Below are 14,962 nucleotides of genomic sequence, written 5' to 3'. Positions count from 1 at the left end.
TTCTCTCTTCATTTAAAGTAATCTTATAGACACTTGCAGGGTCAGACCAATCCGACCTGACCCTGAAGTTATGATTATAGTGTTTGATTAACAGATCTCTGCGCCTGCCGGCATGTCTTTTTCCGGTGTCATGAGTGACAGATTGCCCTCTGCGTCCTCTGCACAAAGCAACATTCCCTCGGAAAGTACACCTGCCAACTTGGCTGGCTTTAAGTTCACGAGAACCATGACCTTCTTTCCGACCATCTCCTCGGCACTGTAGTATTTCTTGATGCCGGACACGATCTGCTTGGTCTGACTGCCAATGCGAACCTGTGAGCAAAGCAACTTCTTAGACTTTGGCACTTCCTCACACTTGATGATCTCGCCTACCTGAAACTGCATCTTGGTAAAATCGTCAAAACCGATCTCATCCTTTGGCTCAATATCAATCACATCTGCATCTTCTTCCGGCTCCTCCTGCGGTGCTGCAACCGGCGGATGGAGTTCAGCAACCTTTGTCATGACCTCGCCCAGATCCAATCTTGCAAAAAGGATCTCCGGTGCATCTGTCACCTTGGTTCCGCTGACATAGTGACCAAAGGTGGAAAGGTCCTCGTATGGGACTTCTTTTGCATTTAACTGTGTCAGGATACGGTCGGTTGTCTCCGGCATGAAACTCTTAAGCAGGGTAGCACCGATGGAAATACTCTCTACCAAATTGTAAAGAACGGTTGCCAGACGATCCTGCTTGGTCTCATCCTTGGCAAGTGCCCATGGCATTGTCTCATCAATATACTTGTTGCAGCGCTTGAAGAGTGCGAAAACTTCTGTGATGGCATCTGCCACACGAAGATCTTCCATCTTGGCTTCCACGCGGGAAACGGTAGAAGTAACAACTGCCTTGAGTTCATCATCTACCGGCTCATTTACACCTTTGTCACAAACAAGACCGTCAAAATATTTATTGCTCATGGAAATGGTACGGTTTACCAGGTTTCCAAGTGTATTTGCAAGGTCAGAGTTCATACGCTCAACCAGAAGTTCCCATGAGATAATACCGTCATTGTCATATGGCATCTCATGCAGGACAAAGTAACGTACGGCATCCACGCCAAAGAAGTCTACAAGTTCATCGGCATAAAGCACATTTCCTTTGGACTTGCTCATCTTGCCATCGCTCTGGATCAGCCACGGATGACCAAATACCTGCTTTGGAAGCGGCAGGTCAAGTGCCATCAAAAAGATCGGCCAATAAATGGTATGGAAACGGATGATATCTTTACCGATCAGATGCAGGTCTGCCGGCCAGTTCTTTTTGAAAAGGTCAGAAGAATTGCCGTCGCAGTCATAACCGATACCGGTGATATAGTTGGTAAGGGCATCTAACCATACATAGGTGACATGCTTTGGATCAAAATCTACCGGAATACCCCAACTAAAGGATGTACGGGATACGCAAAGATCCTGCAGTCCCGGCAAGAGGAAGTTGTTCATCATCTCATTCTTGCGGGATACCGGCTGAATAAACTCCGGATGTGTATTGATATGCTCGATCAGACGATCGGCATACTTGCTCATCTTGAAGAAATAGGCTTCTTCCTTTGCCGGCTGTACCGGTCTGCCACAGTCCGGACAGCAGCCATTCTCATCCAACTGCGATTCTGTCCAGAAAGACTCACATGGGGTACAATACAAGCCTTCATAGGCACCCTTGTAAATATCGCCCTGATCGTATAACTTTTTGAAGATCTTCTTTACCTGCTTCTCGTGATCCTCATCCGTAGTACGGATGAACTTGTCATAAGAAGTATTCATCAGATCCCAGATACGCTTGATCTCTGTAGATACATTGTCTACAAATTCCTTTGGTGTGATACCGGCTTCCTTTGCCTTTAACTCGATCTTCTGTCCGTGTTCATCTGATCCTGTCTGGAAAAATACATCATATCCTTCCTGTCTTTTAAAACGAGCAATACTGTCCGCCAGGATGATCTCATAGGTATTGCCGATATGCGGCTTGCCTGAGGTATATGCAATGGCGGTAGTAATGTAATACTTTCCTTTGTTTGACATTTTAACTTCTAACTCCTACTCTTCATCTTCTTCAACGACTTCGCCGGAAACAGTCTCTACGGCCTCCTCAGCGGCTTCGTCTGTCTTTTCTTCGGTTACGACCTCATCTTCATCCTCGAAAATGTCATCGTCCATCTTTGCACCACACTTGCTACAGAAAGCAGCGCTACCACTTACAACGGCGCCACACTTCGGGCATGCCTTACCGCCCTTGGTGTATGCGATCTGCTCCTTGATCTCCTCGATCCGCTTCTGTGCTGCTACTACTTCCTCAAAAAGTGAGGTATATGCCTCTGGTGCGGCATCTTTATTCTCCTGATAGAAGATCTTACCGATCTCCTGATACTGCTTGTTCAAAAAATCTTCCTTTGAACGCATCTCATACTGTAACTTTGCAACATCCGTCATGCCCTTTGCCTTTTCGCCGACTTCCTGTGTTGCACTTACGATAGAATCACCTAATTTGCTGAAAAAATCCATTTGTTTTTCCTCCTTTAGATAAATTTGTCAAAGTCATACTGATATATTCTGTCATTATAACATTATTATGGCGCGCTTTTCAACGTATTATCGCAGACTGTCAAGAATTGAGTGCCCGATCGTATGCTCTGGCATTGCAAGGGAAAAATTGTCTGCGATCGTCGCGCCGATCACCGCAAAGGTATCTTCTTCCGGTAAAGGTCCGCTGCCTTTGTGTTTCTTGGAATACGCAAGAAACGGCACCTTTTCTCTGGTATGATCCGTCCCGGTATAGGTCGGATCATTTCCGTGGTCTGCCGTGATGATCAAAAGATCGTCCTCCCGGAGTACCGGGAGCAGTTGACCCAACTTGACATCAAACCGCTCGATCTCCTGCCCATAACCGATCGGATTGCGCCTGTGCCCCCAAAGAGCATCAAAATCCACCAGATTGACAAAGCATAGCCCGCAAAAATCACGCTTTGCGATCTCGATGGTCTGCTCCATACCATGCACACTGCTCTTGGACCGGTTACTTTCCGTAATACCCTGACCGACAAAAATATCATTGATCTTGCCAACGGAGATCACATCAAATCCCGCGTCTTTTAGACTGTTCAAAACGGTCTTTCCTGTAGGTTCCAAGGCATAATCATGCCGGTTGCTGGTACGGACAAATTGACCCTTTTTCTTTCCAACATAAGGTCTTGCGATCACACGTCCAACCCGCCACTCGTCTTTCATGGTAAGTTCTCTTGCAATCTCGCAGTAGTGGTAGAGATTTTCCAGTCCCATGGTCTCCTCATTGCCACAGATCTGCAATACGGAATCCGCAGATGTGTATACGATCAGGTGGCCTTTTTCGATCTCTTCCTCACCCAGTTCGTCCAGAATTTCCGTACCACTTGCCGCCTTGTTGCCAATGATATGGCGACCGGTACGCTCCTCCAACTCCTTGATGAGTTCCGGCGGAAAACCATGTTCTGTAAAGGTAATGAAAGGTTTTGTCGTCTCAATCCCCATCATTTCCCAATGTCCGGTCATGGTGTCCTTGCCATTGCTTTTTTCACGCAGGGGCGCATAGTAAGCAAGAGGGCTTTCTACCGGATCTACTTTATCCATCGCTTTTAGATTTGCCATGCCAAACCGCCGGAGATTGGGTATGGTAAAGGAATCCATCTTCTCTGCAATGTGTCCTAAAGTATCCACACCAAAATCACCGAATTTGTCGGAATCCGGCATGGCGCCAATGCCAAGTGAATCCATAACAATGAGAAAAACACGTTTGTAACGATACATTACAATTCCTTCTTTCTTCCTGATCTACTCTAATATCTTTAGCATTTACAATACTTCTAATCCTGTCTTGTCATCCCGGATTAAGATTCGAAGGGCATCCACGGCTGTCTCAATCGCCAGTTCCGTATCATGTACCTGTGCATTGGAAAGTCCCAACTTGGCACGCTCCTGATTTGCCACAACCAAAAAGCAGGATCCCACGCGCACCCGCAGAAAACTGCCTGCAATAAAGAGTGCCGCAGATTCCATCTCGGATGCCAGACAGCCCATCCGAAGCCATGCCTGCCACTTATTCTCCAGTTCATAGGATACCGGCATGACCTCCGGCTCATGCTGTCCGAAGAAAGAATCTTTACACTGGACAACACCGGCGTGATATGTGATTTCTTTCTCTTTTGCTGCCTGTATCAAGGCCTGCATGACATCGACATCCGCTACTGCCGGATACTCGATCGGTGCATATTCCCGGCTAGTCCCTTCCATACGGACAGCACCGCTGGCGATCACTATGTCACCTCCACATACATCCTGCTGCATGCCACCGCAAGTACCCACACGGATAAAGGTATGCGCACCTGCCTTTGACAATTCCTCAAGGGCGATGGCTGCCGACGGTCCACCGATCCCGGTTGAAGTCACACTGACTTTTTCCCCATCCAGCATTCCTGTGTATGTAACAAATTCTCTACTATCTGCCACCAAATGCGCATCCGTAAAATGTTCAGCGATCTTGGCACAGCGCTTGGGATCTCCCGGCAGGATCACATATTTTCCAATGTCTTCCGGTCCGATTCCGGTATGATACTGTTTGCCAGACCCTTCTGTGTAATCAACCATACGTTACCTCCTTTTTAGGGACGTTCCTTTTGCCATATGGAGTGTCCCCTTTGGTTCATCTTATAAATTATCCGGTCCAAAACTTTCCGGTAAAAGTTGACCTAATGTCATCGTCCGGTAAGAGATCTCTCCCTCCGGCGTCTGCTTTCCCAGATAGATCAAAAATTCGTCCTTGCAAAATTCCCGCATGACCTGACGACAGACACCACACGGCGGACAGATCTGCGCACAAGTCATGTCTGCCCTGGCACCCACAATGGCAATGGCTGAAAATTCGTGCTCGCCCTGGCTGACTGCCTTAAAAAACGCTGTCCGCTCAGCACAATTTGTCGGTGTGTATGCCGCGTTTTCAATATTGCATCCTGTGTAGATCCTGCCAGTTTTTCCCAAAAGTGCTGCACCGACAGCAAAGTGGGAATAGGGCGTATATGCATTTTTTCTTGCCTCGATGGCTTGCTCTATCAAACTTATGATCTCTGTACTTTCCATGGTCTTATTATATCCCATAATAACTTATTTTTAAACAAGATATCCTCTTTTGCAATAAACATGATTATAATGATAGAAAGCAAAATAGCCGCCCACAGGCGGCTATTTTAATAGTTAAATAATATTTTATCTCAGGCAAATATAGACAAGATAAATAGCATACAGAACCAGCATGATGATGCCTTCCTTTTTGCCGATTTCCTTTTTGGTCATGCAAAATACCCATGTGATCAGTGAGAATACTAAAAGCACGATAATGTCGATCACGTTCTCCATAAGGAAAGTGATCGGGCTGATGGTTGCCGCAACACCCAGCACCATCAGAATATTGAAGACATTCGATCCAACGACATTACCAACTGCCATATCCAATTCATTCTTTCTGGCTGCCACAATGGATGTCACAAGTTCCGGTAAAGATGTTCCAACGGAACAGATGGTAAGCCCGACAAGCGTTGCACTGATACCAAAACTTGTAGCAATGGTAGAGGCAGAGTCTACAACCCAATCGCCGCCATATTTGATAGCAATAGCTCCACCTACGATATAGATAATGGATTTCCAGACGGGCTGTTCTTTCATTTCACTCATCTCTTCGTTCATCTCACGCTCTTTTTCAGAGATTTCTCCACGCTTTCTTGCATCCATTGCACTCTTGATCAAAACTACGATAAATCCTACAAAGATGACCAAGAAGACAATTCCATCGATACGCCCCAGTTCCATGCCAATGCATCCGCAAACAAGCAGTAGAATGGCACATAGCACAGAAAACGGATAGTCTCTTTTTAAGACATCCCGGCTTACCTGTAACTTTGAGATCACTGCACAGATACCAAGTACGACCATCAGATTAAAGATATTGGATCCGACAACATTGCTGACCGCAAGTGTATTCTGATTGTTCATGGATGCCGCAATACTTACAGATGTCTCCGGTAAACTGGTTCCCATTGCAACGATCGTCATACCGATGATGAGTGATGGAACCTTTAACATCTTTGCAACCGATGAAGCACCTTCAACAAAGAAATCTGCTCCCTTTACTAATAATACAAAACCAATGACCAGTACGACCACTGCCTTTAAAATTGTTACTGCCATTTCTTTCCCTCCTATAAATATACTGCCATTCTCTTATCCCAACAGATGCTCGGTCAAAATTTTTAATCCCAGTAATACTAAGATCAGACCACCTGCCAGTTCTGCTTTCGCCTTGTATTTGTTTCCAAAAATGTTACCAACAAAGACACCGATCGCAGATATGACCGCCGTTACCAGACCTATGATCGTAATGGCTTCCACAATATTGACTTCCAAAAATGAAAATGTAATGCCAACCGCCAGCGCATCGATACTGGTCGCGATCGCCAAAATGAACATTTCCTTGATATCAAGTGGCGGATCCATCTGATCAATCTCTACGACTTCATCCTTTTCCCTGATTGCCTCTGCCATCATCTTGCCGCCAATATAAGCAAGCAAAACAAATGCAATCCAATGATCGATCGCGCTGATCTTATCTGCGAACTGACTTCCCAAGAGCCATCCCAAAAATGGCATCAACGCCTGAAATCCGCCAAAGAAAAGCGCAATGACAAAACATTGCTTTTTGTTGACCTTGCGCATGGCAAGACCCTTGCAAATAGACACGGCAAATGCGTCCATAGCAAGTCCTACGCCCATCAACATGAGTTCAACAAGTCCCATATTACTCCCTTCTTCTAAAGTGTGTGGATTTTAACTTTTGTATGTGTGCTTGTCCATAAAAATAAAGATTATCTTATAGAATAAAAAAGAGACTCCATATGCATATGATCTGCTACTACAAAATGTAATAGTCACCATATACATATGAGTCTCACCATTTAAGATTTGCCAGGCTATTGCCGGGTCTGTTGACAAATCACACAATTCTTATGTGCTAGCTACTCCCTCATAGCCATTTCAATATATCGGAAATGTCAGAAAGTGTCAATGTAAAGCATGTCTCATCCATTGTACTTTTATAGATACAATCCTACTATGCAACCTTTGTTTTTTTCTCCTCCATCTTGCGATAGATAAAGCGTACAATGATACCCGCGAGAATTGCCTCAATAATACCTAGAATGGTTCCCGTCAGCACGTCTGTTGGAAAATGCACAAAGACATACATTCTGGAAATGGCGATCAGCGCCGCCAAAACCACTGCTGCAATTCCCTGCTTTCGATACCTTGCATACTGGACAATGGATACCGCAGATGCAAAAGAGGCAGAAGAATGCCCCGACGGGAAGGAATAATCCTTTGGATTTTTCACTAAGAGCGTTACTGAATCATCAATCCAGCAAGGTCTTGCCCGCATGACTGTATTTTTTAAAAATACATTGATCACCAGCAGTGAAAATAAGAGGGCAAGCGCAGATGTCCAAGCCACCTTCTTATCTTTGCAGAAAATCAGCATAGCGATCGTAAGCAGAATCCAAAAGATTCCGGCATTACCAAGTGATGTGATCGCCACCACGATCTTATCTAAGACCGGATTGTGCAGTCCCTGAAACCAATACAAAAGATCAAATTCCCAGTCAAAATAAAAAACATTTCCCATTGTTGCTATCATATGTATACCCCCAGAATAATTATTTTATGCCAACTCCACCTTGCAGAATTTCTTCTTGCCCTTTTTCAAGATAAATTCCTCTGCAAAGGCTTCTTTTTCATAAGTTGCATGTGAATCTGTTACTTTTTCGCCATTGACAGAAACACCGCCCTGCTCTACCGCACGTCTTGCTTCATTACGGCTTGTGGCAAGATTTGCACTGATCAGAAGTTGTAAGATGTCAACACTGCCATCCTTAAAGATATCCTCTGTGATGGTCTCCGTCGGCATATTTGCAGCACTTCCGGTAGAAAAGAGTGCCTTAGAAGCCTCTTTTGCCTTTACGGCTTCCTCCTCGCCATGCACCAATTTGGTAAGTTCATAGGCAAGGATATCCTTAGCTTCATTTAACTGGCTTCCTTCCCATTTATCCATCTCGTCGATCTGCTCAAGTGGCAGGAAAGTAAGCATACGCAGGCATTTTAAAACGTCCTGATCGGATACATTGCGCCAGTACTGGTAGAACTCAAACGGTGATGTCTTATTCGGGTCAAGCCAAACGGCACCTGACTGGGTCTTACCCATCTTTTTGCCTTCAGAATTAAGAAGAAGATTGATCGTCATCGCATAGGCATCTTTTCCAAGTTTACGACGGATGAGTTCTGTACCACCTAACATATTGCTCCACTGATCGTCTCCGCCAAACTGCATATTACATCCGTATTTCTGGAATAACATGTAAAAATCATAACTCTGCATGATCATGTAGTTAAACTCAAGAAAACTCAGTCCTCTCTCCATACGCTGCTTGTAGCACTCTGCGGTAAGCATACGATTGACGGAAAAATGTGGTCCGACATCACGCAGCAACTCAACGTAATTCAAGCCCATCAGCCAGTCTGCATTATTTACCAGAATTGCCTTGTCTTCTGAAAAATCGATAAAGCGGCTCATCTGCTTTTTGAAACAATCTACGTTATGTGCGATCGTTTCTGTTGTCATCATCTGACGCATATCGGTTCTTCCGGATGGATCACCGATCATGGCTGTTCCGCCACCGATCAATACAACCGGCTTATTTCCAGCCATCTGCAAGCGCTTCATCAGACAAAGTGCCATAAAATGCCCTACATGAAGACTGTCTGCGGTAGGGTCAAATCCAATATAGAATGTAGCCTTTCCGTTATTGATCAACTCCTTGATCTCTTCTTCGTCTGTTACTTGGGCGATCAGTCCCCTAGCAACCAATTCATCATAAATTGTCATTTTTTCCTCCATTTCCGCAACCTGACAAAAGTTGCTCTTATATTCTATGCGTGGAAGATCTGTTACAGAGCGTTATTTATAGGAATAAAAAAACGCCCTCTATCTTCTTCCAAAGATAAAGGACGAGTAAACTCGTGGTACCACCTTTATTCACAAATATCTCACGATACCTGCCTCATCAAGTCTCATAACAAATAATGTCATGTGAAACTCTTAGCACGATAACGTGTGCCAATCCGGCGCATCCTACTTTTGAACTATAGATCCAGGTTCAGACTGCTACTCAGGAAGGTATTCAAGATACCGTCTTCTGCGTCTCGCACCAACCGACGCTTCTCTGATTCCGATCTCTGTATCTCTACTCTTTTCCATCAACGTATTTATCAATCTTCCTCATTATACAGGCGCAGGTTTTCATTTGTCAACAAGTAAAAAACGGCATGCGCAATCCAAGGACTGCACATACCGCTTTTACAAGAAGGGTTTTATCTAAAATTTACGGAAATTGCCTTGATCCGGTTGTTATCGGTAGAATTTGTTTTTGTTTTTCCCATTGTTGTTTTACCCCTTTCAACACAACTTGTATTGGATATTTCTATCATATATAATTATATGTGATAGAAACATATCAGTTTTAACTGTGATTTTATTATTTTTTTACATATTCGAGGTAATATTTATGTTTTTTATGACAGGTCATCCACAAAGTGATATCAGTGAAGCACAAAGTGATTTTATTATTCAGCATGATTCATCAAATACAGGACGATTTGTTTTAAACCATCCTTACCGTCTCATGTTGATCTCCATTCAGCCGGACAACCCGGAGCATTATCAGAAATTGACCATAATCTCGCCTAAAGAGACTTTCTTCTTTGAACTATCCATGAAGGAACTTAAGCAGGTACCAGATGGAAGAAATCTTCATAAACATGACTTTTATGAGATCATGATCGTATTGGATGGGGAGGTATATCAGAATATCGAAAACGAAAGACATCTCTATACCAAAGGAAGCTGCTGTATCCTCAATAAAAATGTGCGGCATACTGAGGAATATCGCGATTACTATCGCGTTGCATTTGTCCAGATCTCATCGAATTTCCTGAAACACCTATATGAATGCATGACCCTGCATATCTTTGGCAGACATAAGACAAAGGACTCCAAATTCTTACAGTTTCTGGATAACAATATCAACGAACGACAAGCGGCAAATAAGAATTATCTGGATCTGATTCCCAAAAAAGAGCATACATTTTTGGTAAAGCATGTGCACAGCATCTTAGATCAGATCGTACATATCACGGTCGATCCTACGCCGGATGCCAATATTCGGGTACAAGGTCTCTTTTTAGACCTGCTCTATAATCTCTCCCGCCCGGATTATTACAACTCAGTTCCTATCCGCATCGGAACAGACACGGAAAACCGCCTTTTCCAGCAGATCACCAAACTTTTAGAGGCAAACCACGGACATATCTCCAGAAAAGAATTGTCTGATGCACTCAGTTATTCCGGCACCTATCTCAATGCCATCTGTAAAAAATACTCGGGACTTTCCCTTTTTGATTATGGCATGCATTTTTGTATGAAGGAAGCCAGCATACGTCTTCTGGATACTGACCAGACTATTGCTGATATTTCCAGAGACTTGGGTTTTACCAACCAAACACATTTTTATAAAGTCTTTAAAGAAAAATATAAAATGACACCTATGCAATACCGCAAACAGAACCAGACAAAGGAATAAAAACAGTCATAGGAAAAGGAGCCGAGACTTTCGTCCCGACTCCTGTTATTTTATGACTTATGTATTTTATGCTTCTGCATTTTCGTTAGTTTCTGCTTTTGCCTTCATCTCTGCTACTTTCTTCTGAACTTCAACCATTTCTTCTTTGTTCAGTTTGTAGAATCTCATAGCAACAATGTTGCACAACCATCCAAGAATTGGAAGACCGAACATCAAGAACATTGTCATCCAGAATACACCCTTTGTTGCAGGATCGCCCATCTGAGGAACGGTATCCTTATATCCGATCAATGTAATACAGAATGCTGCGATGGTAGATGCAAGTGATGTAATTAACTTATCGATGAAGTTGTATACACCGGAAATAACGGCTGGTAAATAATTACCTGTTCTTGCATATTCGTAATCAACGATATCAGCCCTCATAGCTGTACCGGTTGTGGTAAGAACCATCTTTGTACCGGTTGTTGCCAACTGCAATAATGCATAAATGATCATTGGTACACCGAAGACACCGATGGACTTCATACCGGTTGGTCCTAAGATCGCACAGAATACAACTGTAACCACTGCTACTGCAATAGAAAGCCATGACCAAACGGTTGTTGCCTTCTTTGCACCCATCTTAGCAACGAATACACCACCACCAAAGGCAAATACAATACCTACGATCATAGTAAAGTTACCGATCATAGTTGCTGCTGCATAGGATCCGATCAAGATACCGGACGCCATGGTTGTAATGATAGACTGTGATCCGACCTGCTGAGCCAACTTATCAGAAATACCGGTAAGCATATACATCTGGCAAGGCTTGTTGTCTTTTAAGATAGCAACCATGTCCTTAAACTTAACGGTCTGGTTCTTCTGACCATCTTTTCCGATAACTTCAAATGTCTTAGCATTATCAGACTTGCGTACAGCAAAGCATGCAAGTAACATGAAGATACCAGCTGTGATTACATACCAGTAGCAAGCTTCTTTCAGCATTGGTGCATTGTACTGATTGTCATATCTAGGTAAGATTGCAAAAGTAACAATGTTGTTAAAGATAAGTGGTACAAGGTAAGAATATAATGTTCCGAATACACCCATCATTGGACGCTGTGTAGGATCATTTGTAAGTACGATACCGATGGTACCACCTGCCATACCATTGATGGTATATCCGCAGATATATACAACATAAATAAGGATAAATACTACAATACCAGTTGTTCCTGTGTATTTACCGGATGCCCAGTCGTACATCATAAGTACAGCGAGCGCTGCCATCACCCATCCAACAACAAGGAAGATACGGATCTTTCCATGTTTTGGATTCATTTTTTCGAACAATGCTGCAAAAAGCGCATCTGTGAATCCATCAAAAAGTCTTGTTCCTGTAATAATGATACCTGCAACTGCCGGTACGATTGCGTATCCTGCATTTGCAATGTAAGATGCATACATCATCAGCAAATAAAAGCAGATACCACATCCGTTATTTGCGTTACCAAGTATCATTTCGAGCATGGATGCTTTACGATACTGAACGCCATCACGTGCGCTGGCATTAAAAATGCCGGCTTTTTTCTCGTTTGCCATAGTCAAACCCTCCATATTCTTTTCATTTATCACTTCTCAATACTGCGCTTTCCTATTTCGTAGAAAGTTGTGCAGTATCTCTGTGGCTTATGATTAAATTATAAAGAGTTTATAAAATCAGATGTCGGAAAATTCGACGAAATGTAAACAAATTTGTCTGATCTGGCTATTTTTTCAACTTTACTATACAAATTCGTTGGAGATAAGGCTTTCTCTTTGTTCTGCCTTATTTATTAACTATACATTTGTATATCAAAACTATAAAGACACAACTCTCTCATAAGATCCTGCCTTCAGGGTCTCTGGATCGCAGCCTTCCAATCGGACCGTAGCAGTCATATTTGCCGGGATCTCAAAGGTGTAGACAATACGGTTTTTTTCATATTTCCAGTCAGACGTGATCTTTCCATATGGAGAATCATAGGAAGCATGCAAATAACCAAGTCTTTGGTCTGGCTGCGGCGCGATCACGATCTTTCCATCATTTACAAGAATACCGGCAGCACAATCCATCAGCCAGCCGACAATCGCCCCATAAGAATAATGATTAAAGGAATCCTTTGGATTACCATTTTCATCAAAGCAATTCCAATTTTCCGGTAGTCCGATATGGAATTTTTTGACTCAGATGGTATTGCATCTGACTTCCGCTTATTTTTCTACTTACTTCAATCTCCTCTTTGTTTTCCTTGTCACTTACATCGTAAACTTCTACCTCAAAAGCACTCTGCTGACTTCCATCTTCCAGTTTCCATCGCAACGTAATATCCGACCCATCAATTCCGCATGGCTTAGACAGATGGTTTACCTGTAAATCTCTGATCTTCATGAAAAAACCTCCCATTTTGTTTTTAGCAATCTTTTCTTTATTGTAGATTGCAAAATAAAACAAAAAAAGAGGTCTTTCATACCATATAATATGGTGATATAAAACTAATCAATATCATTTCTATATTGTAAAGGTGTCTTTTTATACTTTTTCTTAAACAGTTCGATAAAATAGGATGTATCCTCATATCCGACATGTAGGGCAATATCTTCCACAGACATTCTCGTATTTTTCAAAAGCAGACAAGACTCCTGCAAACGTGTATCCTGAATCTGTTTTAAAATAGTCGTACCCATGTGTTTTTTAAAAATCCGGTTCAGATAAGTTTTTGAATAGTGAAATTCTTCTGCGACTTCTTCTAGGGAAATGCTTGCATAGTTATGATTGATATACAATAAAATCTGTGTCATCTGCTCTCCTTCTTTTCCAAGCCTGGAGGACAATTTTACATTTTTACACTGACCTAGAAGTTCCAGAAAAAAGATACTCAGATAATGATCACAAATTCTTGCTCCGTATGTAGTTTCATTCAGATAAGCTACCATAAGATCAAGTAGCTTGTCCCTTAATACTTCATCATTTCCACCTGAAAAAACAACATATGCATTGGATTCCTGCGAAAAAAGTACCTCACTGAAAAACTGATGCAAAAGACTCTGTTGCGGAATATCCCCCAGAAATGTCTTCTCAAAAGTGTATTTATTAACTACAATATTGATCATCATACTGTCATCATAAATATTTACTTTATGCTGCATTCCCGGCGGAATGATCAGCAGGTTTCCTTGATTCAAAGTCTCCTTTTTTTCTGCTTTTCCTTCTTTACTGCGTAAAAATTGATCAACCTTTCCCCTATATATGTAGCACATCTCTATAAATTCATGATCGTGAAATTCTCCGGGAGAAAATCGAATGTGTTTATTGATAAAGATGTTTTTGTCTGTTTCAAAAAATTCCTTGTGAAGAAAATGTACTCTGTTTTTTTTCTTTATTTCGTGATCCATATTCTTTTGTACATTTTCTTTTTCCCATGCATCCAAATCTACATTATCCAGATCAAGAATCTTTTTGGGATATTTTTCATCGAGTTCTTTTTTTCTCTGAAGAAATCTGCTACCTTCCTTCATAAAAAAAGCATATTTTTTTTCCATATCATAAAAAGAATTCACTTTACCATCCTGTTCATAATATGTGCGAAATATTTCTTCGATTGCACTGTATTCTGTCAGATAAGATATAATCATTTCTCTGCTTATCATAAGGTCTCCTCATCTTTACAAATTAGGGAATTCCACAGGTTTTTCCTGTGACAGAAAAACAAAAGCGGCTCACTACTGTGAACCGCTAAATCAGAGGCGCCAACCAGATTTGAACTGGTGATAGAGGTGTTGCAGACCTTTGCCTTACCACTTGGCTATGGCGCCATAACTTGCATCAACATGATGCATTATATAAAAAAGTCATACATCCGTCAAGATGTAAGTGACTCCGACGGGAATCGAACCCGTGTTACCGCCGTGAAAGGGCGATGTCTTAACCGCTTGACCACGGAGCCATATGCATTATGAAAACGGAGAAGGAGGGATTTGAACCCTCGCGCCGGTTACCCGACCTATACCCTTAGCAGGGGCACCTCTTCGGCCACTTGAGTACTTCTCCATAGTCGAACTAAATCAATATTCACAATGCACAAACTATTCTACTAAAGGTATCCCCATTTGTCAACGGAAATATTGCATTTCTTCGCAATTTTCTTGTACATTAGTCAATGATGTGACACCAACTTTTGAAAAATAAAAAGATTGGC

14 protein-coding genes, 3 tRNA genes and 1 other annotated feature are annotated in these 14,962 nt (G+C 42.4%); of the genes, 1 reads left to right on the top strand and 16 read right to left on the bottom strand.

The genetic code is table 11. The features are described 5' to 3' along the window. Positions 1–87 precede the first annotated feature (87 nt). The 9 genes from metG to tyrS all read right to left on the bottom strand — a co-directional run bounded on the left by metG (position 88) and on the right by tyrS (position 8,986). Positions 88–2,055, bottom strand: a complete 1,968-nt coding sequence (metG, locus tag DW183_RS11695; RefSeq protein ID WP_118282376.1) for a methionine--tRNA ligase — start codon at positions 2,053–2,055, stop codon at positions 88–90. A 15-nt stretch (positions 2,056–2,070) separates the two neighbouring features. Then, positions 2,071–2,535 carry a zinc ribbon domain-containing protein gene (locus DW183_RS11690; RefSeq protein ID WP_118282373.1) on the bottom strand — a complete coding sequence of 155 codons (465 nt, stop codon included), beginning with the start codon at positions 2,533–2,535 and terminating at the stop codon, positions 2,071–2,073. An 87-nt stretch (positions 2,536–2,622) separates the two neighbouring features. Then, on the bottom strand, positions 2,623–3,813 hold the full coding sequence (gene deoB, locus DW183_RS11685) for a phosphopentomutase (RefSeq protein WP_118282371.1): 1,191 nt from the start codon (positions 3,811–3,813) through the stop codon (positions 2,623–2,625). A 45-nt stretch (positions 3,814–3,858) separates the two neighbouring features. Further along, complete coding sequence (gene udp, locus DW183_RS11680; protein WP_118282369.1) at positions 3,859–4,650, bottom strand: uridine phosphorylase; 792 nt, start codon at positions 4,648–4,650, stop codon at positions 3,859–3,861. A 60-nt stretch (positions 4,651–4,710) separates the two neighbouring features. Further along, entirely contained in the window at positions 4,711–5,157 is a 447-nt protein-coding gene (locus tag DW183_RS11675; RefSeq protein WP_330416404.1) for a cytidine deaminase, read from the bottom strand. Between the two features lie 108 nt (positions 5,158–5,265). Further along, entirely contained in the window at positions 5,266–6,243 is a 978-nt protein-coding gene (locus DW183_RS11670; protein ID WP_118282366.1) for a calcium/sodium antiporter, read from the bottom strand. Between the two features lie 33 nt (positions 6,244–6,276). Beyond that, positions 6,277–6,849: a manganese efflux pump MntP gene (locus tag DW183_RS11665; protein WP_118282364.1), complete on the bottom strand. Its 573-nt coding sequence runs from the start codon at positions 6,847–6,849 to the stop codon at positions 6,277–6,279. Positions 6,850–7,162: 313 nt separating this feature from the next. Then, positions 7,163–7,741, bottom strand: coding sequence for a phosphatase PAP2 family protein (locus DW183_RS11660; RefSeq protein ID WP_243069574.1), 579 nt, complete (start codon positions 7,739–7,741; stop codon positions 7,163–7,165). A gap of 24 nt (positions 7,742–7,765) precedes the next feature. Continuing rightward, the gene (gene tyrS, locus DW183_RS11655) at positions 7,766–8,986 is read right to left on the bottom strand and encodes a tyrosine--tRNA ligase (RefSeq protein ID WP_118282361.1); all 1,221 of its coding nucleotides are present in this window, start codon (positions 8,984–8,986) and stop codon (positions 7,766–7,768) included. 115 nt (positions 8,987–9,101) lie between these two features. After that, positions 9,102–9,370: a binding site (T-box leader), on the bottom strand. A gap of 295 nt (positions 9,371–9,665) precedes the next feature. Between tyrS and DW183_RS11650 the strand changes: the two genes are divergently transcribed. Beyond that, positions 9,666–10,739: an AraC family transcriptional regulator gene (locus DW183_RS11650; RefSeq protein ID WP_118282359.1), complete on the top strand. Its 1,074-nt coding sequence runs from the start codon at positions 9,666–9,668 to the stop codon at positions 10,737–10,739. Between the two features lie 66 nt (positions 10,740–10,805). Here the strand turns inward: DW183_RS11650 and DW183_RS11645 are convergent, their stop codons facing one another. The 7 genes from DW183_RS11645 to DW183_RS11615 all read right to left on the bottom strand — a co-directional run bounded on the left by DW183_RS11645 (position 10,806) and on the right by DW183_RS11615 (position 14,814). Further along, positions 10,806–12,326, bottom strand: a complete 1,521-nt coding sequence (locus tag DW183_RS11645) for an MFS transporter (protein WP_158573080.1) — start codon at positions 12,324–12,326, stop codon at positions 10,806–10,808. A 258-nt stretch (positions 12,327–12,584) separates the two neighbouring features. Then, positions 12,585–12,839, bottom strand: a complete 255-nt coding sequence (locus DW183_RS11640; RefSeq protein WP_158573079.1) for an alpha-L-rhamnosidase C-terminal domain-containing protein — start codon at positions 12,837–12,839, stop codon at positions 12,585–12,587. A 64-nt stretch (positions 12,840–12,903) separates the two neighbouring features. After that, positions 12,904–13,155 carry a glycoside hydrolase family 78 protein gene (locus tag DW183_RS11635; RefSeq protein ID WP_118282351.1) on the bottom strand — a complete coding sequence of 84 codons (252 nt, stop codon included), beginning with the start codon at positions 13,153–13,155 and terminating at the stop codon, positions 12,904–12,906. Positions 13,156–13,259: 104 nt separating this feature from the next. Further along, positions 13,260–14,414, bottom strand: a complete 1,155-nt coding sequence (locus DW183_RS11630) for an AraC family transcriptional regulator (protein WP_118282348.1) — start codon at positions 14,412–14,414, stop codon at positions 13,260–13,262. A 94-nt stretch (positions 14,415–14,508) separates the two neighbouring features. After that, positions 14,509–14,579 (bottom strand) — tRNA-Cys (locus DW183_RS11625). Positions 14,580–14,638: 59 nt separating this feature from the next. Further along, positions 14,639–14,710 (bottom strand) — tRNA-Glu (locus DW183_RS11620). Between the two features lie 16 nt (positions 14,711–14,726). Beyond that, a tRNA-Ser gene (locus DW183_RS11615) sits at positions 14,727–14,814 on the bottom strand. Positions 14,815–14,962: the final 148 nt, after the last annotated feature.

The sequence above is a fragment of the Roseburia sp. AM16-25 genome (assembly GCF_003473825.1).
Lineage (GTDB): Bacteria > Bacillota > Clostridia > Lachnospirales > Lachnospiraceae > Pararoseburia > Pararoseburia lenta.
This window is presented reverse-complemented; position numbering and strand designations above follow the sequence as displayed.